The organism is Streptacidiphilus sp. MAP12-33 (assembly GCF_041261265.1).
Classification (GTDB): domain Bacteria; phylum Actinomycetota; class Actinomycetes; order Streptomycetales; family Streptomycetaceae; genus Streptacidiphilus.
Map to the genome: position 1 here is coordinate 63,686 of NZ_JBGCCA010000040.1, position 23,111 is coordinate 86,796.

At 72.1% G+C, this 23,111-nt stretch carries 21 protein-coding genes and 1 riboswitch; of the genes, 13 read left to right on the forward strand and 8 right to left on the reverse strand.

The window, feature by feature from the left end; all coding sequences use genetic code 11:
- Positions 1–67 precede the first annotated feature (67 nt).
- Both ABH931_RS32605 and ABH931_RS32610 read left to right on the forward strand, forming a co-directional pair.
- On the forward strand, positions 68–1,291 hold the full coding sequence (locus tag ABH931_RS32605; protein ID WP_370121442.1) for a saccharopine dehydrogenase family protein: 1,224 nt from the start codon (positions 68–70) through the stop codon (positions 1,289–1,291).
- Between the two features lie 442 nt (positions 1,292–1,733).
- Positions 1,734–3,320, forward strand: a complete 1,587-nt coding sequence (locus tag ABH931_RS32610) for an alkaline phosphatase family protein (protein WP_370121445.1) — start codon at positions 1,734–1,736, stop codon at positions 3,318–3,320.
- 46 nt (positions 3,321–3,366) lie between these two features.
- Here the strand turns inward: ABH931_RS32610 and ABH931_RS32615 are convergent, their stop codons facing one another.
- Complete coding sequence (locus ABH931_RS32615; protein WP_370121447.1) at positions 3,367–3,573, reverse strand: hypothetical protein; 207 nt, start codon at positions 3,571–3,573, stop codon at positions 3,367–3,369.
- Positions 3,574–3,677: 104 nt separating this feature from the next.
- Here ABH931_RS32615 and ABH931_RS32620 point away from each other — a divergent pair, with 104 nt between their 5' ends.
- Entirely contained in the window at positions 3,678–3,884 is a 207-nt protein-coding gene (locus ABH931_RS32620; RefSeq protein ID WP_370121450.1) for an antitoxin, read from the forward strand.
- Between the two features lie 262 nt (positions 3,885–4,146).
- Here ABH931_RS32620 and ABH931_RS32625 read toward each other — a convergent pair whose 3' ends face one another.
- Positions 4,147–4,626 (reverse strand): Clp protease N-terminal domain-containing protein, encoded by a 480-nt coding sequence (locus ABH931_RS32625; RefSeq protein WP_370121453.1) that lies wholly within the window; start codon positions 4,624–4,626, stop codon positions 4,147–4,149.
- A gap of 450 nt (positions 4,627–5,076) precedes the next feature.
- Between ABH931_RS32625 and ABH931_RS32630 the strand changes: the two genes are divergently transcribed.
- On the forward strand, positions 5,077–5,691 hold the full coding sequence (locus tag ABH931_RS32630) for an HAD domain-containing protein (protein WP_370121456.1): 615 nt from the start codon (positions 5,077–5,079) through the stop codon (positions 5,689–5,691).
- Here the strand turns inward: ABH931_RS32630 and ABH931_RS32635 are convergent.
- A complete protein-coding gene (locus ABH931_RS32635; protein WP_370121459.1) occupies positions 5,627–6,286 on the reverse strand; it encodes a PadR family transcriptional regulator in 660 nt (219 codons plus the stop codon). The genes ABH931_RS32630 and ABH931_RS32635 overlap by 65 nt on opposite strands.
- 321 nt (positions 6,287–6,607) lie before the next feature.
- On the opposite strand from ABH931_RS32635, the gene ABH931_RS32640 reads away from it, so the two are divergent.
- Positions 6,608–7,516 carry a TolB family protein gene (locus tag ABH931_RS32640; RefSeq protein WP_370121462.1) on the forward strand — a complete coding sequence of 303 codons (909 nt, stop codon included), beginning with the start codon at positions 6,608–6,610 and terminating at the stop codon, positions 7,514–7,516.
- 140 nt (positions 7,517–7,656) lie between these two features.
- On the opposite strand, the gene ABH931_RS32645 is transcribed toward ABH931_RS32640, so the two are convergent.
- A complete protein-coding gene (locus ABH931_RS32645; protein ID WP_370121465.1) occupies positions 7,657–8,922 on the reverse strand; it encodes an MFS transporter in 1,266 nt (421 codons plus the stop codon).
- A gap of 71 nt (positions 8,923–8,993) precedes the next feature.
- Between ABH931_RS32645 and ABH931_RS32650 the strand changes: the two genes are divergently transcribed.
- The 5 genes from ABH931_RS32650 to ABH931_RS32670 all read left to right on the forward strand — a co-directional run bounded on the left by ABH931_RS32650 (position 8,994) and on the right by ABH931_RS32670 (position 12,447).
- Entirely contained in the window at positions 8,994–9,980 is a 987-nt protein-coding gene (locus ABH931_RS32650; protein ID WP_370121468.1) for a DUF5937 family protein, read from the forward strand.
- A gap of 147 nt (positions 9,981–10,127) precedes the next feature.
- Positions 10,128–10,631 (forward strand): hypothetical protein, encoded by a 504-nt coding sequence (locus tag ABH931_RS32655; protein WP_370121470.1) that lies wholly within the window; start codon positions 10,128–10,130, stop codon positions 10,629–10,631.
- A gap of 47 nt (positions 10,632–10,678) precedes the next feature.
- A complete protein-coding gene (locus tag ABH931_RS32660) occupies positions 10,679–11,263 on the forward strand; it encodes a hypothetical protein (RefSeq protein ID WP_370121472.1) in 585 nt (194 codons plus the stop codon).
- A gap of 55 nt (positions 11,264–11,318) precedes the next feature.
- The gene (locus ABH931_RS32665) at positions 11,319–11,543 is read left to right on the forward strand and encodes a hypothetical protein (RefSeq protein WP_370121474.1); all 225 of its coding nucleotides are present in this window, start codon (positions 11,319–11,321) and stop codon (positions 11,541–11,543) included.
- A gap of 64 nt (positions 11,544–11,607) precedes the next feature.
- A complete protein-coding gene (locus ABH931_RS32670; RefSeq protein WP_370121477.1) occupies positions 11,608–12,447 on the forward strand; it encodes a PhzF family phenazine biosynthesis protein in 840 nt (279 codons plus the stop codon).
- Between the two features lie 97 nt (positions 12,448–12,544).
- On the opposite strand, the gene ABH931_RS32675 is transcribed toward ABH931_RS32670, so the two are convergent.
- Together ABH931_RS32675 and ABH931_RS32680 are read right to left on the reverse strand one after the other, a co-directional pair.
- Positions 12,545–13,300 (reverse strand): CPBP family intramembrane glutamic endopeptidase, encoded by a 756-nt coding sequence (locus ABH931_RS32675; protein ID WP_370121536.1) that lies wholly within the window; start codon positions 13,298–13,300, stop codon positions 12,545–12,547.
- Between the two features lie 180 nt (positions 13,301–13,480).
- A complete protein-coding gene (locus ABH931_RS32680) occupies positions 13,481–14,983 on the reverse strand; it encodes a glutamate--cysteine ligase (protein ID WP_370121479.1) in 1,503 nt (500 codons plus the stop codon).
- Between the two features lie 386 nt (positions 14,984–15,369).
- Between ABH931_RS32680 and ABH931_RS32685 the strand changes: the two genes are divergently transcribed.
- Positions 15,370–16,017, forward strand: a complete 648-nt coding sequence (locus ABH931_RS32685) for a hypothetical protein (RefSeq protein WP_370121482.1) — start codon at positions 15,370–15,372, stop codon at positions 16,015–16,017.
- Positions 16,018–16,274: 257 nt separating this feature from the next.
- Positions 16,275–16,466: a DUF5999 family protein gene (locus ABH931_RS32690; protein ID WP_370121485.1), complete on the forward strand. Its 192-nt coding sequence runs from the start codon at positions 16,275–16,277 to the stop codon at positions 16,464–16,466.
- 162 nt (positions 16,467–16,628) lie between these two features.
- On the opposite strand, the gene gcvP is transcribed toward ABH931_RS32690, so the two are convergent.
- A complete protein-coding gene (gcvP, locus tag ABH931_RS32695) occupies positions 16,629–19,514 on the reverse strand; it encodes an aminomethyl-transferring glycine dehydrogenase (protein ID WP_370121488.1) in 2,886 nt (961 codons plus the stop codon).
- A gap of 173 nt (positions 19,515–19,687) precedes the next feature.
- Positions 19,688–19,786, reverse strand: a riboswitch (glycine riboswitch).
- Positions 19,787–19,980: 194 nt separating this feature from the next.
- Here gcvP and ABH931_RS32700 point away from each other — a divergent pair.
- A complete protein-coding gene (locus ABH931_RS32700; protein WP_370121490.1) occupies positions 19,981–21,438 on the forward strand; it encodes a PRC and DUF2382 domain-containing protein in 1,458 nt (485 codons plus the stop codon).
- A 254-nt stretch (positions 21,439–21,692) separates the two neighbouring features.
- Here ABH931_RS32700 and ABH931_RS32705 read toward each other — a convergent pair whose 3' ends face one another.
- Positions 21,693–23,078 (reverse strand): DNA polymerase IV, encoded by a 1,386-nt coding sequence (locus ABH931_RS32705; RefSeq protein WP_370121492.1) that lies wholly within the window; start codon positions 23,076–23,078, stop codon positions 21,693–21,695.
- Positions 23,079–23,111 lie beyond the last annotated feature (33 nt).

Genomic DNA, 23,111 nt, shown 5'->3' on the forward strand with positions numbered 1-23,111 from the left:
CGTTTCATCAGGTCAGCGGCCGCTCAACCGCCCTGTTCCACCGCTCCCCGAACCCCAGGAGACCCTCATGCGCGTGCTGCTCGTCGGCGCCGGAGGCGTCGGCACCGCGATCACGCGGATCGCCGCCCGCCGTCCCTTCCTCACCCACATGGTCGTCGCGGACTACGACCTGGCCCGTGCCGAGGCGGCCGTCGCCGCCCTGGGCGAGGCACAGGCCGAGCGCTTCAGCGCGGCCCGCGTCGACGCGAGCGACCAGGAGGCCGTCGCCACCCTGCTGCGCGCCGAGCGCTGCGACGTGCTCGTGAACGCGACGGACCCGCGCTTCGTGATGCCGCTGTTCGAGGCCGCACTCGCCGCCGGAACCCACTACCTGGACATGGCGATGTCCCTGTCCCGGCCGCACCCGGAGCAGCCGCACGCGCTGACCGGCGTCAAGCTCGGCGACGAGCAGTTCGCCCGCGCCGGGGAGTGGGAGAAGTCCGGACGCCTCGCACTGGTCGGCATGGGCGTCGAGCCCGGCCTGTCCGACGTCTTCGCCCGCTACGCGGCGGACGAGCTCTTCGACGAGATCGAGGAGATCGGCATCCGCGACGGCGCCAACCTGACCGTCGACGGGTACGAGTTCGCGCCCTCGTTCAACATCTGGACCACGATCGAGGAGTGCCTGAACCCGCCGGTCGTCTACGAGGCCGACCGCGGCTGGTTCACCACGCCGCCGTTCAGCGAGCCCGAGGTCTTCGACTTCCCCGACGGCATCGGCCCGGTGGAGTGCGTCAACGTCGAGCACGAGGAGGTCCTGCTGGTCCCGCGCTGGGTGGACGCCAAGCGGGTCACCTTCAAGTACGGCCTCGGCGAGGACTTCATCTCGAAGCTGAAGACCCTGCACGCCCTCGGCCTGGACCGCACCGAGCCGCTGACCGTCCGCTCCGCCGACGGCCCCGTCCAGGTCTCCCCGCGCGACGTGGTCGCCGCGGCCCTGCCGGACCCGGCGACGCTGGGCGAGCTGATGCACGGCAAGACCTGCGCGGGCACCTGGGTCAAGGGCACCAAGGACGGCGCCGCGCGCGAGGTCTACCTCTACCACGTGGTGGACAACCAGTGGTCGATGCAGGAGTACGGCTCCCAGGCCGTGGTGTGGCAGACGGCGATCAACCCCGTCGTCGCGCTGGAACTGCTGGCCGGCGGCGCCTGGTCGGGCCAGGGCGTGCTGGGCCCGGAGGCCTTCGCACCCCGTCCGTTCCTGGACCTGCTGAACGAGTACGGCTCCCCCTGGGGTCTGCGCGAGCAGTGAGCCGCCGGCTGACGGCGTGCGGCGGTGGGGCGCGCGGGCCCTCGGTTCCGGTTCGGCCGGCGATTTCGCCGGCCGATCCCGGACGGGTCAGAACCGGGGCTCGCCCGCCCACCAGTTCCCCGGCGCGGCCGGGTCGGTGCTGGTCCAGAACTCCACGATGGCGGAGGCGAACTCGCCCGCGCGTCCGGCTGGTCGGCGAGCGAGCCGGTCGATCCGACGAACTGCTCCCGTGTGATCGCGTCCAACCGCGTCTCCGGCGGTGGCGGCTCTGCCGTGACGACGTCCACTGTGACGAAAGTTATTTGACGGAGCATCAACACGTTGGTGTGGGAACAGGACACTCGCGCGTAGTTCTCCGTCTGTTCGCCTCCTGCCGCTTCTCGGGGTTGACCGCCACACGTCAGACTGCGGGCGCCAGCACCCCTCCGGCGGAGAGGAAGCCATGTCCACGCAGCCACGGTCCACCCCATCCAGCGGCCCGCGCCGTCGCCTCAGCCCCACCGCGCTCGTGCTCGCCCTGCTCGCCGCCCTGCTCGGTCTCGCCGGCGCCGCGCCCGCCGCCCACGCCGCGACCGGCACCAATCTGGTCCTCGACGGCAGCGGCCAGAACGCGAGTTGCTCCGGCTCCGGCTACGACGAGACCACCGACCCCGGCTGGACCGTCACCGCGGGCGACCCCAACGTCGTCTGCTACACCAACAACGGCGGCTTCCCCGGCGCCTCGACGCCGGGCGCGCAGGCCGGCACCGGCTACTTCACCGGTGGCACCCGCGGGAACGGCACGCTGACCCAGACCGCCGACGTCTCGGCCGCGGCAACCACGATCGACGCCGGCACCGCCACCTACGACCTCTCCGGCTGGCTCGGCGGCTTCGGCAAGCAGAACGACACGGCCGCGCTCGTCGCCACCTTCCAGTCGGCGACCGGCGCCTCCCTCGGCACCAGCCAGATCGGCCCCGTCACCGCCACAGACCGCAAGAGCCGCACGGAGTTCCTCCAGCGCACCGCGACCGGCACCCTCCCGGCCGGCACCCGCTCCATCCGCCTCGACCTCCAGTTCACCTGGACCAGCGGCGGCACCACGGACGGCTACGCACAGGGCCTCTCACTGACCGTCAGCCCGTCGCTCCCCGCCCCGGTCCTGGCCGCGCCCGCCTCGACCGTGCCCGGGTTCGACCACGTGTTCGTCGTCTACATGGAGAACGAGAACTACTCCGCGACCAGCAACACCGTCGACGGCGGCGCGGGCATCATCGGCAACGCCGCCGCACCCTACCTGAACGGGCTCGCCTCGAGCGCCGCGCTGCTGACGAACTACCACGCCGTGGTGCACAACTCCGACCCCAACTACCTCGCGCTGGCGGGCGGCAGCACCTTCGGCCAGAGCGCGGGCAACGGCGGCACCAGCAACTGCATCGCCACCTGCACCTACACCACCCCGAGTCTGGCCGACCGGGTCGACCAGGCCGGCAGGACGTGGAAGCAGTACACGGACGGCGCCACCGGCAACTGCGACCAGACGACGCACGGGTACTACTACCCGGACGACGCGCCCTTCGGCTACTTCTCCGACGTCAAGAACAACGCGGCCTACTGCCAGGCCCACTGGCGGCCGCTCACGCAGCTGTCGAAAGACCTCGCGTCCACGGCCACCACGCCGAACTTCGCCTGGCTCGCCGCCGACGACTGCAACGACATGGAGTCCTGCGGCGTCTCCGCCGGTGACACCTGGCTGAAGAACACCCTGCCGGCCATCCTGAGCTCCCCGGCCTGGACCAGCCAGCGCTCACTGCTGGTGATCACCTGGGACGAGGACGGCAACAACCTCCCCGGCGGCTTCGGCCCCGGCCAGACCAACCAGGTCGCCACCTTCGTGCTCGGCTCCCCCGGCACGGTCAAGGCCGGCGCCCGGATCGCCACCCGCTACGACCACTACAGCACCGCCCGCACCGTCGAGGCGGCGCTCGGGCTCGCGTCGATGACCCAGAACGACGCCTACGCCACGCCGATGAACGACGTCTTCAACTGATCCCCCGGGTGATCCCCCCGGTGATCCCCCGAGCCCGGCGGGGCCGTTACTCGCCGGGCCACTCCCCCGGGCGGTCGGTCCAGGTCACCAGCTCGCTGTCGTAGGGATCCTCGCCCGGGTAGTCCTCACCCATCCGCTCCTCGAACTGCGGCCGGGACATTGGCACGTGGTGCGCTCCACAGAAGGAGATCAGCCGGTACTGATGGTCGTCCGCATACGGTCCGACCTGCACCGGAGGCTCGGTTTCGCTCATGCGCCCAGCGTGCGTCCGGCCTGTGTGCCCCGCCACCCGAGTGGCGGGGCACGACCGTGCGGCGCAAGGTGGGAGGACCGCTATCCGGGAGGAGCGTTTCCGACATGAGCGTTCTCGACAAGGTCAAAGGCATGCTCAAGGGCCACGAGAGCCAGGCTTCGCAGGCCGTGGACAAGGCCGGAGACATGATCGACGAGAAGACCGGCGGCAAGTACGCGAGCCAGGTCGACAAGGCCCAGAGCCAGGCCAAGCAGCAGCTCGGCGTCGACGACCAGGCACCCCCGCCCGTCGACGGCGGCCAGTCGGCATAACTATCTGTTCGCGCGACACAGCCAGTCGCAGAACCTCAGGGGCGCGGGGAACTGCGCGACAACCCACCGATGAGCGGATGGTCCCGATCGAACAGGGCCATCCGCCTCGGTGGGTTGCTCGCGCCCACGCAGGGGGCACCTCTGGTGCACCTCCCGGCCGAAGGCTGGGGAGGAGCCGCACATCGGCAGAGCCCCGCGCCCCTGAGTGGTGCACCTACGTGCAGGAGAGGTGGTGCACCTACCTGCGGGAGCGATGGTGCGGCTACGCCGCCCGGCAGCGCTGGACCACCGCCGCCGGGTCGATGCCCGCGCCGCGGAGGATCTCCGACGCCCGCGAGTCCGAGACCGTCGCCAGCTCGCGCAGCAGATCGAGGACCGTCCCGCCTCCCCCACGCCCCGCGCGGGCCAGCGCGCCCGCCGCGGTCGTGCTCCAGGCCAGACCCGCCGAGCGTTCCCGCTCGCGATCAGTGACGCCCTCGCCGAACCGCCACAGCCTCCCGAAGCCGATACTGCGCTGGACCAGGTAGCCCATCAGTCGCGTGGCCTGCACTGGCAGCGGCGCGGCGACACCGAGCGCGGAGTCGTCGCTCTCCAGCAGCGCGTGCAGCAGGTGGCCGGTGTCGACTTCGGCGTCACCGGCGCGCAGGGCGCGCCGTCGGGCGCGGGCGGCCACGACCGCCAGCGTTCCGGCGGTGACGGGTTCGTCCCGGCGCGCGGCGGTCCGGAGGGGCTCAGGGGGCAACGGGTCTCCACCGTGAGGGTCGTGCGAGAGGGCGACACAGGCCGAGGGCCTCGAACGGTACGGACGACGACACGCCGTCCGGCCGTTGCTGCAGTTGGTCAGTGTGCTCGAACGGGGTCAAGCGCTGCTTGAGGGTCGGTCGAGAGGCAACCGGTCGTCCGCTCTGGGCGCACGAGGGCTGCCCGGGCAGTCTGCTGCGCAGGGTGACCATTCGTCAACCCACAGATACGATCTTCCCATGGTCCGGCGCCGGTATCGCGCCGGCATCGCGCCGCCCTCGGCCACCCGTGCGCGGCTGACCTGCGCCGACGCTCGGGGCGCGCGAGGCGTGTGCCACGGGCGCGCAGGGGTGTCCACAGGCGCGCGCCGCGCGCCGGCACCCCCATTCGGCTGCAACCACACCGGCCGCTCGGCCGTCGAACACCACGTGGAACTCACCCGTTCCGCGTAGTGTCCCGCCTCTCCGCCCCTTCCGCCCTCTCCGCCTTCCCCGTCCGGCACAGGAGCACCCAGCTGACCACCCTGGTCCCACCACCCGCGAAGCCGCTGCTCTACCTCGACGTGGACGGGGTCCTCAACCCCGTGTGCCCGCGGCCGGGGAGCGGCTACACCCGGCACCTGCTGCTGCGCAGCGAGGTGCTGCTCAGCGCGGCGCACGGGGAGTGGCTGCGGGAGCTGGCCGAGGTCTACGAGCTCGCCTGGGCGAGCACCTGGGAGGCGTGGGCCAACCACTGCATCGCGCCGCTGCTGGGCCTGCCGGCCCTGCCGTGGGTCGCCTGCGGAGGCCCCAACTCCGGGGCACCGGACGGGGATTTCGCACCGATCGTGCGGCACGCGGCGGGACGGCCGTTCGCCTGGGTGGACGACCTGATCCCGCCGCGCCTGCTGCGCCGCTACGCGGAGCGCAGCGATGTGCTGTTGCTGCCGGTCGAGCCGGGGCAGGGGCTGCGCCGCCGCCACGTGGACCGGCTGCTGTCACGGCCACCACGGGCCGCGCACCTCAGCCCCGGTCCTCCGGGGTGGCGTCCGCCGGAGCCGGCTCCGCGTCCGCGTCGGCCAGGATGAGGTAGAGCCGCTTGCGCGTGTCCGCGAGCACGGCGAGCGCCTTGGCCCGCTGCTCGGGGGTGCCGGTCATCACGACCTGGCGCAGCGCGTCCTTGACGGCGCCACCGGCCCGGCCGAACTCCCGGACGACCTCCCAGTGCTCGCCCTGCTCGGCCTCCTCCCACGGCGCGTCCGGACCCTGCTCGGCCTCGGCGCGGCCCGCCTCGGTGAGCGAGAACAGCTTCTTGCCGCTGTCCTCGGCGCTGGTGATGAGGCCTTCCTCGTCCAGCATCTGCAGAGTCGGGTAGACCGAGCCGGGGCTGGGGCGCCAGCTGCCGCCGGAGCGCTCCGCGATCTCGCGGATCATCTCGTAGCCGTGCATCGGGCGCTCCTTGAGCAGTGCGAGCAGCGACGCCCGCACGTCCCCACGCCGCGCCCGCCCACCGGGACGGCCCCGGCCGCCACGGCCCTTGTGGCCCCACGGCCCGAACCCGGGCCCGCCGGGCCCGAACGGCCCCGGCCCCCCGAACCCGGGCGGCCCGAACTCCCCGAACGCGGGCCGACCAGGGCCCCTTCCATTGCTGTTCCTCGGATCGAAGTGGTGTCGGGTTCGCATGATCGAACTCCTTCTCTTGCTTGGGACATGAATGATTGATCTCGACGACAGTCCAGCGACTGTCTCGATGCATCAACGATATATCGGTAACTGTCGTTCGACAACCCCTATCGACAACTCCCCGAGAGAGAGGCCCGGCGGAGCACCCTGTGTTGCCGTGCTGTGACAGCAGGCACACGGCGCCAGGACCTTCGGCCGCCAGACTTCTCTCATCGCGGGGATCGACGACCAGTCGAACGGGCGTCTGGCGCAGGTGCCTGAACGCGGCCGAGCGGCTCCAGCGACGTCCTGAGCCAGTCGTCTTTGGGGGGTACCGCCACCATGTCCGCTCCACGAAGCCACCGCGCGGCCCTCGCCGCCGCCATCGCCGTCGCCGCCGCGCTGGTGCCCGGCATCGCGGCCGCCGCACCGATATCCGCCGCGCCCGCATCCACCCCGCGCGCCGCCCACGGGGGCGTACTGACCATCAGCAACGGCAGCCCGTGGGTCGACATGAACGGCAAGTGGGTCGACTTCCACACCGATGTCCGTGACCTCGCCTGGAACCCGTCCGGCACCAGGGCCGTCTTCGTCGACGGCAACGGCAACCTGGAGACGGCCAACGCCAACGGCACCGGCCGCGTGATCGCCGTCAGGCATCCGGCCGGCACCGTCTTCTCCCACCCCACGTGGGAGACCTCGCCGACCAAACCGGCTGGCTACTACCCCGGCAACAACATCGTTTTCACTGCCGCCACCAGGACCTCCAGCCAGTTGGAGTGGGTCGGGGTCACGGCGGTGAACGCCAAGCCGAGCGTGTTCATCGCCTGGAACGGCTCCAACTGGGCCTATGCGGGTGGCAACGTGTCGAAGGACCCCGAGAAGAAGGGCTCCTTCGCCTACGACAACACCCGCACCGGGGACGTCTACATCGAGGACGTCTACCTGCGGGGACAGGTGACGTCGCTCGGTCGCGGCTCCGAGCCCAGCCTCTCCCCCAACGGTGAGGAGGTCGTCTTCGTCCGCTCCGTCAGGGGGCACGACCACCTGTTCGAAGAGAACGTCACCACCGGCGCCGCCAGGGACCTGACCCCGAACACCACCACCAACTACACCGAGCCGACCTTCTCGCCCGACGGAACCACCATCGCCTTCCGGGCTCCGAACGGCACCTACACCATCCCAGCCACCGGCAACCACACCCCCACCCGGGTGAGCGCCGCCACCGGCCTGCCCGCGTACCGCGGCTGAACAGCGCTCCCACGGAGGACGACGGCGACCGTGCGGCCGGTACGCGTTCGCGTTCCGGCCGCACGGTCGCGGGTAGCCGCATGCTCCGGCGGCCAGGAGATCGACCCGCGGGCAACTGTGACCCTGGGGTGAGGGGGCTTTTACACGTCCACGGAGGATCGGCCGGCGCGCTGCGCCCAGCGGACGGTCGGGCCCATGGCGAGACCGGACGCCGCGAAGAGCGCGCCCAGCAGAGTCCAGCCCAGCAGGCCGTGGCCGACCAGGAGCCAGGCGACGACCGCCGGACCGAGCATCATCGCCGCCGACTGGCCCGTGTTGAACACGCCCTGGTAGGCGCCGTGGTGGCCCTCGGCCGCGAGGTCGTAGCTGAGCGCCCAGCCGCCCGCCTGGCTGAGCACCTCACCGAGGGCCTGCAAGCCGATGCCCGCCGCCAGCACCAGGGCGGCCGCCGCCGCCGGCAGGCCGTGGGCCAGCCCGAGGACCGCGCACGAGCCCGTCAGCAGCAGCCCACCACGCCTGCAGACCCGAATCGCCACGTCCGGCCGGTCGGTTCCGCGCGTGGCCCGTACCTGAAGCAGGACCACCAGGACGGTGTTGACGAGCAGTCCGCCGGAGACCATCCACCGGGGCGCGCTGGTCTCGCGGACGATCCACAGCGGGACGCCCACCTCGATCATCGCGAACTGCAGGCAGAGCAGGCCGTTGAGCGCGGTGACGGCCAGGTAGGGCACGTTCCGCAACGCGGGGTTCGGCTCGCGCCGGCCGGCCGCCGCAAGGTCCGATCGGCGCGCCGGGGCCGGGAGCACGACGGCGAACAGGACGACCACGACCAGGAACGTGACCGCGTCGGCCAGGATGGCGACGGAGTAGGCGGTCCGGGTGTCGGCCTGCAGGGCCAGCCCGGCGAGGCACGTGCCGACACCGATACCGATGTTGGTGACGGACCGCAGATAGGCGCGGCCCTCGACCCGGCGGTCCGACGGCAGGATCTCGGCGTACATGGCGTTGCGTACGGCCGACGAGCCGCGGTCGACCGTGGTCACCAGACAGGCCAGCAGCAGGAAGACCGGAAAGCTGTGCACCGTGGCGTAGGCGGCGGTCCCGACGCCCTGGACCGCGACCAGCGTCAGCAGCACGGGCTTGGCCCCGTAACGGTCCGCCAACCGCCCGGCCGGCACGCCTGCGAGTACCCCGCACAGGCCCGCAGCCGTCAGCGCGAGTCCCACCTGGGCCGCGCCGAAGCCGAGCACCCGCGTGAAGAAGAGCACCGCCAGCGTCATGGAGAGCCCGTTGCCGAGCGTGTTCACGAGGGTGATCCCGGCGAGTCGGCGGACCATCCGGTCGTCGTGGAGGACGCGGGTCAGAAGCGGCGGGCGAGTGTGCGGCGGGGCGGTGGTGGCGGTCATGCGCCGATCAGACCGTGCACCGAGTACTCGTCGGTATTCATTTAGGGTGGGCCTCAAAGATGGGGGGCCAAATGCACCGATTCCGGCTCGGCCTGCGGGATCTGGCCACCGCCTCGTTCGCCTGCTCGCCGATTCACGAGGCCGCGCTCAGCCTCCGGATGTGGACCCACCCCGGCGTGTACGTCCACCAGACGCACTGGTTCGAGCGGATCCGGCCCGAGTTCGAGCGGCTGGACACGGCCGTCCTGCGGGCGCTCGTCTCGGGCAACCGCTACGTCCCCGACTTCCTCACCCCGCGCCCCACGACGCCGTTCCCCGACTTCCACACCGAACTCGCGGTCGTACGCGCGTTTCCTCCGGAGCGGCTCCACGCCGAGCTCGCGGCCACCTACCTTCCGCACGATCGGGAGATCCCCGCAGTCCTCGCCGCCGGACTGGACGACCCGGCGTCGCTGCTGGCCCGGATCGTCGACGCCGTCGAGGCGTACTGGGAGCGCTGCCTGGCGCCCGAGTGGTGGCCGCGCGCCCGCTCGGTGCTGCACGCCGACATGGTGCACCGCTCCCGCGCCCTCGCCGAGCGCGGCGCTGCCGCGGTCTTCGCCGATCTGGACGGCCGGATGAGCTGGTCGGACGGCGATCTGACGATCCGCCGCGACTGGGGATCGGGCGACGCCGACGTCGTCGTGGACGGGCGCGGTCTGGTCTTCGTGCCGACGTTCTTCGCCCGCGGCGCGATCACGAGCATCGACGAGAGCCTGCCTCCGATGATCAGCTATCCGGCGCGCGGCCAGGGCACGATGGCCGCCTCCGCGCTGCCACCGCCGACCCCCCGGGCCCTGGAACTCCTCCTCGGCGTGCCGAAGGCCCGGCTGCTCGCGCTGCTGTCGGAACCGACCTCCACCACGGAGCTCGCCCGCCGCCTCGACGTCACCCCGGGCGCGGTCAGCCAGCACCTCGCCGTGCTCACGGCGACCCGCCTGGTCACCCGCGCGCGCCACGGCCGGATGGTCCTCTACGCCCGCAGTCCGCTCGCCGAGCAGCTGTGGGGTGGCGGCTGAGCACCACTGCGCCGGGTGGACATCAGCTCGGGAGGGGCCGAGCAGGAAAGACTGAGCGGGAGAAGCCCAGCGGGTGGCTGGAACAGGTGCACCCCGGGCATCCTTGGCCGGACGCACTGGGCGGGAGACAGGCCGGTCGGGGGGACCATGGGGAAGAGACTGCGGCGGATCACGCCGGCACATCGTCGTCAGCTCCAGTGCCTGTGGGCGGCTTGCCCGTGGACGCTGTTCGCCGCGCTCGCAGCGGCCGGACTGGCAGAGACGCCGCAGAGCGCCGGGGACCTGGCCATCGACGGCGCGGCCTCGCTCGGCCTCGGGCTGATCGCGGTCTTGATGATCCGGCTCTACCGCGCCGGCCTCTACCTCGGCCCACAGCATGTGCGGGTCCGCTCGGCCTGGCGCACCCACACGCTCCCGCGCGCCGAACTGGTCGCGGTCACCACGGCCCCGTACCGGCGGATCAGCCGCCCCGACGACCCCAGCCGCAGCGACGCGATCGTGCTGCACCTGGCCTCCGGGCGGCAGTTGGTCACACCCGTCCGGGTGCTCAACCCCGGCTGGACTCCCCATCCGCTCGGGCCCGCCTACGACCTCGCCGAGATCCGGCGCGCGCTCGCCCTTCTCCGCGACGGCCTGGCCGCTCCGAAGTGAGTACGCGTACTCATGGCCGGTGGGCGATTGCGCGGGAGGATCGACCCATGACGATGATCATGCGGGCGGCCCGGCGCAGGACAGCACCGCTGGCCGTGGGCGCCGTCCTGCTGGTGGCGGGCTGTGGGACGCAGCGCGGGACGGACGTGGTGACCGCGGGGGCGTCGGGCACCGCGGTGGCCAGGACCGGACCGACGAGTGCGCCGTCGAACTTCCTCTGCCCTGGTGAGCATCCGTCAGCGACGGCGTCACCGAAGTCGACGGTGTCCCCGGTCGAGACCCCACCCGGGCCGCCGGACGACCACTACGCCGAGAACCACGGCTTCGACGACCCGTTCCCGCTCTACGGCCAGAGCCGCTGCGACGGGCTCGCCGCGGTCACGCGCATCCGGCTCGCACTGGAACCGCTGCGCAAGCACGGCGACTTCGACCCCGGCAGCATCCGCAGCGCACTCGTCGCCCTCGGCTACCCCGCCGGCGCCGTCGAGGTGTACGGGAACGACTTCCTCGTCACCGTCGACAAGTCCCCTGTCTGCGTGGAGGGGACGCTGGACCGCGACACGACCCGCGCGGACGCCTTCGGCGGCTACCCCGACCACGCCAGCTGCGACCGCCCCACCGGCGGCCACTGAGCACCCTCACGGGCCGGGCACTCCGCAGCCCGGCCAGGCGTTCCTGAGGCGACGGGTGCGCCGGCCGCACGACCACGCGCTCGCCGGGGCAACACCGTTCCTCCTCCTCGCTGTCGCCACGACGGCCCTCTCGGTCCGGCGGGCCCGGCGGCGGGGACTGCGATGGCGGGCCGGGGTGACGCCGCTCGCGCTGGGGACTGCGCTGCTGGGTGTCACCGTGTTCGTCGCCGTCGTGGTGCTGTCCGCGGGCGGGGCCGGATGCGGGTGCCCGGGTGGCTGACCTGGGCAGCGGGAACGCCGAGCCGGAGGGACGATGGCGTGGCGGGCGGCGATACGCTCGCGGCATGAGGATGAGGATCATCGACGCGTTCACCGACGAGCCCTTCGCCGGAAATCCGGCGGCCGTGTGCCTGCTCCCCGAGGGGCCCTGGCCGGACGAGGGGTGGATGGCCAAGGTAGGGGCGGAGATGAACCTCTCCGAGACCGCGTTCCTCCGCCCGCTGGGCGAGCGGCGGTGGGCGATCCGCTGGTTCACCCCCGCCGTCGAGGTGGACCTGTGCGGGCACGCCACGCTCGCGGCCACCCACGCGCTGGCGAGTGACGGGCTGGTCGGGCCGGGTGGCGAGGTCGTGTTCGAATCGAACAGCGGGGAGCTGCGGGCCACGGTCGCCGAGGACGGCGCGATCACGCTCGATTTCCCCGCCAACCAGCCGAAGCCCGGCGTCGCGCCCGCCGAGCTCGCGAAGGCGCTCGGCTCGGACGCGTGGATCGGCGTGTGGCAGACCGGCGCGCTCGGCGACCTGATGCTTGAGTTCGTCGACGAGGCGTCCGTCCGGGCGCTGCGCCCCGACCACACCAGGCTGGCCGCGCTCGTGGACGTCGGCATCCCGCGCGGGGTGATCGTCACCGCGCGCGCCGACGAGCCCGAGGCGAGCGGGTACGACTTCGTCTCCCGCTGGTTCGGCACGGGCGTCGACGTGGGCGAGGACCCGGTGACGGGCAGCGCGCACACCGCGCTGCTGCCGCTGTGGGTCGCGCACCTGAACCGGGACACTCTGGTCGCCCGTCAGGTCTCCCGGCGGGGCGGGACGATCCGGCTCCACCTGGAGGGCGAGCGGGTCCTGCTCAAGGGCACCGCCGTCACCATGCTGGACGGGTCGCTGGCTCAGAGCGCCCGCCCCTGACGGAGCGGAAGGCTCAAAGCGGGCGGCTCAAAGCGGGCGGCTCAGAGCGGAAGGCTCAAAGCGGGCGGCTCAGAGCGGGCGGCTCAGGTCGGAAGGCTCAGGTCGGCAGCCAGCTGACGTGACCGGCCAGCAGCACGAAGCCGACGAAGGCGACCGTGTCGATCAGCGTGTGCGCGATCGCGAGCGGGGCGACACGGCGCCAACGCCGGTACAGGTAGCAGAAGATCACACCCATCACCACGTTGCCGACGAACCCGCCGACGCCCTGGTAGAGGTGGTAGGACCCGCGCAGCAGCGCGCTCGCCGCGACCGTCGCCGGCCAGGACCAGCCCAGCTGGTTCAGGCGCCGCAGCATGTAGCCGACGACGATGACCTCCTCCACCACGGCGTTCTGCGCCGCGGAGAGGATCAGCACGGGGATGCGCCACCAGACGTCCGGCAGGCCGCTCGGCACCACGGTCAGGTTCGCGCCGGAGGCGCGCGCGCCGAGGTAGAGGGCGAGGCCCGAACCGCCGATGACGGCGGCCACCACGACGCCCTTGGCAAGGTCGCTCCAGCGCCGCGTCAAGTCGAACCCAAGCGCCCGCAGCGATGATCCCTCGCGGACCAGCAGGTAGGCGACGAGTGCGACGGGCACCAACGCGGTGGCGATGTCGAAGAGGTGCCAGGTGAGGTCGAGCCAGGGGCGGCCGGGGGTGATCGACCCGTTCAGGGTCGCGGTCTGCGACTTGAGCGACTTCTGCGCGGTCAGCGAGCCCACGAAGCTGATCAGCGCCGAGACGCCGCTGGCGCCGAGCGAGAGGCCCAGCACGATCAGCAGTTCCTGCCCCAGCAGGCGACGGGTCAGCCGGATCGGCTGCGGGAGCGCGGGGAGCGTCTGGGTCGTGCTCACAGGATTACTCCGACGGCGATGACGGGACGATCACGCGCGACAGGAGCACTACCGGCGATGATCGGGCGGGTTCGCCCGATCATCGCACAGCGGTCTGTGACCGCGACCCCACCCGAACGGGCGTGCCCCGCCCGAGGCGGCTCAGCGCAGCGGCCAGGTGTGGACCGGGTCGCCGGCCCGCGAGAGCTCCATGTAGCGGCGGGTCATCGCCGCGAGCGCGGGACCGCGGTCCAGGCCCTGGCGTTCCATGCCGTCGTGGAAGACCGCGCTCTGCCACGCCGCGCCGTTGACCCCGGTGCGACAGCGGCCCTCGATGATGCCGAGGTAGAGGTCCCGGTCCACCGGGTCGACGCCCCACGCGTCAAGGCCCTGATGAGCCATCGGCAGCAGTTCCCGCTGCACCAGTTCCCTGGCCGGCACGCGTGCCACCCCGCCGCCCCGGCGGCCGCCCGGGCGCGGCCACCACAGCTCGGCGTCGATGCCGAGCCGGGCGGCGGTGTGGAAGTTCTCCGCGGCCAGCTCGAAGGGCATCCGCTGCCAGACGGGCTTCGGCTGGTCGGCGAGGGTGCGCACGAGACCGTAGTAGAAGGCGGCGTTGGCCAGGGTGTCCACGACGGTAGGACCGGCCGGCAGCGCCCTGTTCTCCACCCGCAGGTGCGGCACGCCGTCGGCGACGTCGTAGACGGGACGGTTCCAGCGGTAGATGGTGCCGTTGTGCAGACGCAGCTCACGCAGGGCGGGCACGCCGCCCGCCGCGAGGGTCTTGAGCGGGTCCTCCTCGTCGCAGATCGGCAGCAGCGAGGGGAAGTAGCGCAGGTTCTCCTCGAACAGGTCGGTCACCGAGTCGATCCAGCGCTCGCCGAACCAGGTGATCGGCCGCACCCCCTGGGCCTTGAGCTCGGCCGGACGGGTGTCGCACGCCTGCTCGAACAGAACCGGACGGGTCTCGCGCCACAGCTCCCGCCCGAACAGGAACGGCGCGTTGGCACCCAGCGCGAGCTGCGCGCCGGTCAGCGCCTGGGCGGCGTTCCACACGCCGGCGAAGCGACGCGGGGTGACCTGCAGGTGCAGTTGCAACGAGGTGCAGGCGGCCTCCGCGACGATCGACACCGCGTCCACCCGCAGCCGCTCGACGCCCTCGATGTCGAGGGTGATGTCCTCCCCACGGGCGGCGAGGATGCGGTCGTTGAGCAACCGGTAACGGTCGCCGGCGGAGATGTTGTCCAGGACGGCGTGGTCGACGGTCAGCGTCGGCAGGATGCCGACGGTGACGATGCGCGCCCCGGCACGCTGGGCACGGCGGTCGGCGTAGGCGAGGCCGACGGCGAGCTCCTCGCGCAGTTCCTCCAGGACCCGGCCGCCGAGGCGGTGCGGGGCGATGTTGACCTCGATGTTGAACTGCCCCAGCTCGGTCTGGAAGTCCCCGCTGGCGATCTGCTCCAGGACCGCCTCGTTGCGCATCGCCGGGAGCCCCGCCTCGTCGGCGAGGTTGATCTCGATCTCCAGGCCCATCATGGCCCGGGCCCGGTCGAAGCGCTCCTCGGCGAGCAGTCTCTCCAACGCGTCCACGCACTGCCGCAGTTTGTGCCGGTAGAGCTGACGGTCAGCGAGATCCGCGCTGCCGGCGACGACCTTCTCCCCCATGGGCGACGGCCCCTCCCTCGATTGGCGGTACCGGGGAGCATGCCCCGAAGGGGTGATCGACACTCCGACCACGTGCGCGAGAAGGCATGTGCCAAAACGGCCCCAGGTATACGAACTGCCCGAAATCTCCCTTGCGACCATGCACGGACAGTAGTAGAAGAGTCACGCCGTGCACCCGTTCGTATAGACTCGTCAGTTACAGGTACGCATGGCCCGACGCCGCCGGAACACCCGGCCCCTTGGGCCTGCCCTGCACCACGATCTGATGTCGACCCGCACCGCGCGGGCCATCGGCCTGCGCCCTGCGGCAGCTCCACACACGCTTTTTCCTCAGCTCAGCTCTCTCCAGCCCCGCCTGTCTCTGCTGCCACGAGAGGCGAACCGACATGTCCATGCAGCTGCCCCAGCCGCCCGCCGCCGCCCTGCGCGCCGTCCTCGACGCCCTCGGCGCCTTCGGCGATCCGGACGCCCCCGGCGCTCTGCCCGTCCGCTCCCCGGCGATGCGACGCTGCATCGGACCGCTCACCACCGCTCATCCACTGCCCGTGCACCTCCTGGATCCGGCGCTGCCACCGCTCCCCGGCATGGCGCCGGGCGACGGCACCGCACAGTTGTCCGGCGCGCGCCGGACCGGCTGGCGCTTCCTGGTCAAGGACGGCGAGGAGGTCGTCGCCGCGGCGGACACGCGGGAGCTGGAGGCCGAGCCCGGGGAGCTGGCACCCAGCGAGGCCCACGTCTTCTCGCACTTCGCCGAGGGCCCGTATCCCCTGGCGACACTGCGCGCGCTGCAGCAGGCCCGGCTGCACACGGCCGGGACGCCCACGACCTACCTGCCGCGCCTGCTGTCGGTGCCGGCCCACTACATGACCGCGCTCTGGCTGCACCCCGTGCTGACGGCCGCGCCGACGCCGGACCTGCTGATCCCGCTGGCCCCGGCCCCCCTCGGGGTCACCGCGCACATCCCGCACCACGCGGAGGAGCTGCTGGCGCTCCTGGCGCTGACCAGCGGGGCACTGCTCACCAGCACGGCCTGAACACCCTGAACGGCCTGACCCGATAGCACCCCCTGGCACCACCCGTTGTGACCACTTGGCACATGGTCACAACGGGTGGTTTCTGCTGCTCCGGCCAGTTCTCACGTGACGCATGTCACCAAATGGCTGCGGTTCGGCCTCAGGAGGATGAGACTGAGAACCAGCGGAACAAGCCCATCGTCCTACCCGGCGAGAAAGCACTTCACACCTCCGCGTCCGCAGATCCGCGGCTGGTTTTCGAAACGAGGGTACGAGCTATGTGCCAGCACCGTCCTGAGTGCCCGTCCTCCGACTCGCCGGACCGCGAAGCGGCCGTGATCGTCGCGAGCCACCCGGAGCAGGGGTGGAACCTCCTGTGCAACGGTGTCCTCGTCTTCGAGGACACCGGGGAGATTCTCCCCGACGGCCGGGCTGTGGCCCCCCGACGCGCCCTCGCCGGTGCGGCCTAGTTCTGGGTTCGTTGCATCTGGGTTCATTGCAACACCTAGGGGCGCGGGGAACCGCGCGACAAGCCACCCAAGGCGGATGGTCCCGATTCAACAGGGCCATCCGCACGCCGGTGGGTTGCTCGCGCGGTTCCCCGCGCCCCTTGAGGTGCTACGCGCCTACGCTCAGCCCTCGTACTCGTCCATGGGCGGGCAGCTGCAGACGAGGTTGCGGTCGCCGAAGGCGCCGTCGATGCGGCGGACCGGGGGCCAGTACTTCGTCGTCGGGTTCACGCCCGCCGGGAAGACGGCCTCGGCGCGGGTGTAGGCGTGGTCCCACTCGCCCGCCAGCGCGGCAGCGGTGTGCGGGGCGTTGTGCAGCGGGTTGTCCTCCACCGGCCACTCCCCGGAGCCAACCTTGTCAATTTCCGCACGGATAGCGATCATCGCCGCGCAGAAGCGATCGATTTCGGTCAGATCCTCGCTCTCCGTCGGCTCGATCATCAGCGTCCCGGCCACCGGGAACGACATCGTCGGGGCGTGGAAGCCGTAGTCGATCAGGCGCTTGGCCACGTCGTCCACGGAGACACCCGCCGACTTGGCCAGCGGCCGCAGGTCGATGATGCACTCGTGCGCGACGAGGCCGCCGGGACCGGTGAAGAGCACCGGGAAGTACGGGGCCAGACGCTTCGCGATGTAGTTCGCGTTCAGCACGGCCACCTGCGTGGCGCGCTTGAGGCCCTCGCCGCCCATCAGGCGGACGTACGACCAGGAGATCGGCAGGATCGCCGCCGAGCCCCACGGCGCGGCCGAGATCGGGCCGACGCCCGTCTCCGGGCCGGCGGTCGGCTGGAGCGGGTGGTTCGGCAGGAACGGCGCCAGGTGCGCGCGGACCGCGACCGGGCCGACGCCCGGGCCGCCACCGCCGTGCGGGATGCAGAAGGTCTTGTGCAGGTTCAGGTGCGAGACGTCCGCGCCGAACTTGCCCGGCTTGGCGAGGCCGACGAGCGCGTTGAGGTTGGCGCCGTCGACGTAGACCTGGCCGCCCGCCTCGTGGATCGCGGCGCAGATGTCGCCGATGTTCTCCTCGAACACGCCGTGCGTGGACGGGTAGGTGACCATCAGCACGGCGAGCGAGTCGCGGTGCTGCTCGATCTTCGCGCGCAGGTCCTCGACGTCCACGTCACCGTCGGCCAGCGTCTTGACGACCACGACGCGCATGCCCGCCATCACGGCGGAGGCGGCGTTGGTGCCGTGCGCCGAGGAGGGGATCAGGCAGACGTCACGGCCGCTGTCGCCGTTGGACAGGTGGTAGGCACGGACGGCCAGCAGGCCGGCCAGCTCGCCCTGGGAACCGGCGTTGGGCTGGATGGAGACCTTGTCGTAGCCGGTGACCTCGGCCAGACGGTCCTCCAGCTCGTTGATCAGCTGGAGGTAGCCGGCGGCCTGCTCGACCGGGGCGAACGGGTGCACGTTCGCGAACTCCGGCCAGGTGATCGCCTCCATCTCGGTGGTGGCGTTCAGCTTCATGGTGCAGGAGCCGAGCGGGATCATGCCGCGGTCCAGCGCGTAGTCCTTGTCCGCGAGCGAGCGCAGGTAGCGCAGCATGGCGGTCTCGGAGCGGTGCGCGTGGAAGGTGGGGTGGGTCAGGTACTCGTCGGTGCGCAGCAGCGCGTCCGGCAGGGCGGCGCCCGCCTCGGCGTCCAGCGCGTCGATGTCCAGCTCCGCGGCCTTGACGTCGAAGGCGCCCCAGACGGCGACCAGGTCGGCGCGGGTGGTGGTCTCGTCGCAGGCGATGCCGACCAGGTCGGCGCCGTGCTGACGCAGGTTGACACCGGCGGCGGCAGCCGACGCGACGATCTCGGCGCCGCGGCCGGCGACCCGGGCGGTGACGGTGTCGAAGAACGAACCGGAGACGACCTCGACGCCGCCGCGGCGCAGGCCCTCGGCCAGGACGGCGGCGTAGCGGTGGGTACGCGAGGCGATCTTCGCCAGGCCGTCGGGGCCGTGGTAGACGGCGTACATGGAGGCCATGACGGCCAGCAGCACCTGGGCGGTGCAGATGTTCGACGTGGCCTTCTCGCGGCGGATGTGCTGCTCGCGGGTCTGCAGGGCCAGGCGGTAGGCGCGGTTGCCGTCGGCGTCGACGGAGACGCCGACCAGGCGGCCCGGCAGGCTGCGGGCGAACTCGGCACGCACGGACATGTAGCCGGCGTGCGGGCCGCCGAAGCCCATCGGGACGCCGAAGCGCTGGGTGGTGCCGACGGCGATGTCCGCGCCGAGCTCGCCGGGGGACTTCAGCAGGGTCAGCGCCAGCAGGTCGGCGGCGACGGTGACGACCGCGCCCAGCTCCTTGGCCTGCGCGACGACCGGGGCCAGGTCGCGCACGGCGCCGGAGGCGCCCGGGTACTGGAGCAGCACGCCGAAGACGCCACGCTCGGCGATCTCGGCCGGGATGCCCTCGCTCAGGTCCGCGACGACGGTCTCGATGCCCGTCGGCACGGTCCGGGTCTCGATGACGGCGATGGTCTGCGGCAGGGTGTCGGCGTCGATGACGAAGACGCCGCCCTTGACCTTGCCCATGCGACGCGCGAGCGCCACGGCCTCGGCGGCGGCGGTGCCCTCGTCCAGCAGCGAGGCACCGGCGGTCGGCAGGCCGGTCAGGTCGGTGACGACGGTCTGGAAGTTGAGCAGGGCCTCCAGGCGGCCCTGGGAGATCTCCGGCTGGTAGGGCGTGTACGCCGTGTACCAGGAGGGGTTCTCCAGCACGTTGCGCAGGATCACCGGCGGGGTGAAGGTGCCGTAGTAGCCCAGGCCGATCATGGAGCGGAGCACCTGGTTGCGGCCGGCCAGCTCGCGCAGCTCGTCCAGCACCTGGGCCTCGGAGCGGGCGGCGGGCAGGTCCAGCGCGGTCAGGCTGCGGATCGCGTCCGGCACGGCCGCGGCGGTCAGCTCGTCCAGGGAGCCGTAGCCCACCTGCGCCAGCATCTTGGCCTGCGCCTCTGCCGCCGGGCCGATGTGGCGGTTCTCGAACGGGCTGGACTGCTCCAGCTCGGAAAGCGACGACGTCATGGGGAGTCTGGCCTCCTGGTCGGACCGGGTGGACGCTGTGGAGCGCCCGGACGACCTCCCCCTCTGTCATGGAACCTGAGAGCTTCACCGGCCCCGGGTGAGGGAGCCGACTTTCACCGTCGGTGAGGACCCTGCCGGAGGTGCCCGGCACAGTCCTGCTTTCCAGAGTCGACCTCGCCTGCGCGGTACTTCGGCCTGAGAGATTCCGGGGAGGAGTTGCTCCTTCGGCGCCGGCCCCCCATTCGGGTGCCGGACTCTCCCGCGCGTGCTCGACGGTCAACCGCCAGGGTACCAGCGCGGATCATCCGATCGACGGGCACCGGCCCACCTGCGGCAACCCATACGGCGCAGCGACACACCGATGCGGTCGCATGCGTTCGACAAAGGGATCATTGTGCCTTTTCGTATGAGTTGAGCACGTTCGTCTTTTGAGCAGACCGGCGCGGCCGATGGAGGAGTGGGAAGCGTGCAGACCGAGATCGACCCCAGGGATCTGATCGGGCACAAGGCCGTCGACAAGAACGGCGACAAGATCGGCACGGTTGACGAGGTCTACCTCGACGACGCGACCGGTCAGCCCGAGTGGGCCGCCGTGCGGACCGGCCTGTTCGGCCGCGACGCCTTCGTGCCGCTCACGACGAGCGAGTTCGTCTCCGACGAGCTGCGCGTGCCCTACGACAAGGCGCTGGTGAAGGACTCCCCCGACTTCGGCGTCGGCCAGCATCTCTCCCCGGCGCAGGAGCTGCAGCTCTACCGCTACTACGGCCTGGAGGTGCCGACCGGCACCGGCCAGCACGCGGCCCAGCCGGGCATGAAGGCCGGCGAGAAGCCGTCGACCCCGGCCACCCCCGCGGCCGCGGCCGCGGGCTCCGGGTCCGGGCCGATCGCGAAAGCGCAGGACCGTGAGAAGACCGAGATGCACGAGAAGCCCGTGGAGCAGACCCTGACCACCCCGACCGTCCAGCCGCTCGCGACTGCGGGCCGCACGTCCGCGTTCATGACCGGCACCGCGCCGGCGGCGGCCGCGACGGGGCAGCAGCCCACCGTCGCGGGCGCCGGCGCCGCCGCTGCGGCGGCTGCGGCTCCGGCCGCGGCCGCGATGTCCGCACCGGCCACCGCGCCGACCACGCCGAGCGCCCCGACCGTGCAGACGCCTCCGGCCGCGCCCTTCCCCGGAAGCGGCGCGGGCATGGGCACCGGCATGAGCACCGGCGCGGGCATGAGCACCGGCGCGGGCATGGGCACCGGCGCGGGCATGGGCACCGGCATGGGCATGGGGGCCGGCGCGGGCATCGCGGCGGGCACGGCCGCGGGGACGCAGCGCCGTCCTGACCCCCTGACCGACCCGCTGCCGGGTCTGGGCATTCCGGCGACGTCGACCAGCGCGAAGGACCCGGTTCCGGACCCGGTCGAGTTCGTGTGCCGCGAGGAGCGCCTGGACATCTCCACCGAGTGGCGGGTCCTCGGCCGCGCGCGGCTGCGCAAGTACGTGACGAGCGAGCAGGTCGAGCGCCGCGTCCCGGTCGTGCGTGAGCGCATCCGCGTCGAGCGGGTGCCGGTGAGCGCGGAGGAGCGGGCACAGCTCACCGAGGCCGAGATCGCCGAGAGCGTGGAGGAGGTGACCCTCCACGAGGAGCGGCTGGTGGTGAAGAAGACCATCGTCCCGGTCGAGCGGATCCGCCTGGTGACCGAGCGGATCACCGAGGAGGAGATCGTCCGCGAGCAGCTCCACCGCGAGCACATCCAGGTCCAGGACGGCAGCAAGCCGGCGGGTACGCCGGTCAGTGCGACGCCTCCGGCGACCGCGAACGGCGGCAACGGCGCGGGCACCTACGGCGCGCCGAGCGCGCCCCTCCGCCCGGCCACCCCGATGGGCACCACCCCCCGCAACCCGGACCTGCCCGGACACGCGATGGGCGCGTAGCTGGACCAGCCGGGGGCGCGGGGCTCTGCCGATGTGCGGCTCCTCCCCCCGCCTTCGGCCGGGAGGTGCCCCCTGCGTGAGCGCAACAATCCCCCAGCCTTCGGCCGGGAGGTGCCCCAGAGGTGCCCCAGAGGTGCCCCCTCCGGCGTGCGGATGGTCCTCAGCGAGCAGGGCCATCCGCACACGCCGGTGGTGGCTCGCGCCCGCTCGGCGGAGCCGCATATCGGCCGAGCCCCGCGCCCCTTCAAGTGCTGCTAGGCGCTCCCGAGCAAGGGAAGTGCATCTGCTGAGCTGAGTTCCGGGGCGTCGACCGGGAAGGTCTTGACGCGGCCGACCCCCGAGACGGGAGTCTCGAAGCGGACCGTGACCCGGCCGACCCCGCTGCCCTGGACCCAGCCGTGCCCGAACTCCGTGTGCTCCACGTCCTGCCCGGGTGCCCAGCGCCGAGCTGAGAGCTCGCCGCCCGGGTGGAAGGCCCGGACCGCGCCCGGGCCGCCGTAGGCGGGTTCCTGCTCCTCCTCCGCCTCCTCGGCTTCCTCCTCCATGCCCTCCCGCAGGGCCTGCGCGAAGAGGTCCTCCTGGGTCCAGTCCGCCAGACCGGTCACGCCCACCCCCAGCAGCCGGATACCGCCCAGCAGCTCGACGGAGTCGAGAAGGCGCCGCGCCATCTGGGCTATGACGAGCGGATCGTCCGTCGGCGCGGGAAGCGTCTCACTGCGGGTCAGCGTGCTGAAGTCGAAGCGGCGGATCTTGACCACCACCGTCCGGCCCGAGCGGCCCGCCGCGCGGAGCCGGCGGACGCAGCGGTCGGCCAGGCGCTCCAGCTCGCCGACGATGTGGTCGCGGTCGAGCAGGTCCACCTCGAAGGTGTCCTCCACGGAGACGGACTTCGCGTCCCGCTCGGCGACGACGGGCCGGTTGTCCCGGCCCAGGGCGAGTTCGTGGACGCCCGCGCCGTGGGCGCGGCCCAGCAGATGCACCAGCTCCTCCTGCGGGAGGGCCGCCACGTCCGAAACCATCGCCAGCCCGGCGCGGCGCAGCGTCTCCTCCGTGGCGGGGCCGACGCCCGGCAGCGCACGGACGGGGAGCGCGTCCAGCACCTCGCGCTCGCGTCCGGCGTCGATCATCACCAGCCCGTCCGGCTTGGCCTGCTCGGAGGCGATCTTGGCGAGGAACTTGGTGGTGGACAGACCCACCGAGCCGGTCAGACCGACCTTGTCGCGGATGTCGGCCCGCAGGTCCTCACCGAGCGCGCGGGCCAGCTCCGCGCCCTCCGCCTCCAGCGCCTGCCCGTACGGACCCGCCGCGAGGTCGACGAAGGCCTCGTCCAGGCTGAGCGGCTCGACCAGCGGCGAGAGCTCCCGCAGCAGCGCCATCACCGCGTCGCTGACCTGCCGGTAGACCTCGAAGCGCGGGATCAGGTAGGCCGCGTTGGGCGCCAGGCGGCGCGCGTGCGCCATGGCCATCGCCGAGTGGACCCCGAAACGCCGGGCCTCGTAGGAGGCCGTGGCGACGACACCACGAGCGCCGAGGCCGCCGACGATCACCGGCTTTCCGCGCAGGCTCGGCTTGGACGCCTGCTCCACCGAGGCAAAGAAGGCGTCCATGTCGAGGTGCAGGATCGTCGGCATGGCGCGCACACCCCGATCATCGCGCACAGGTACGACAACACG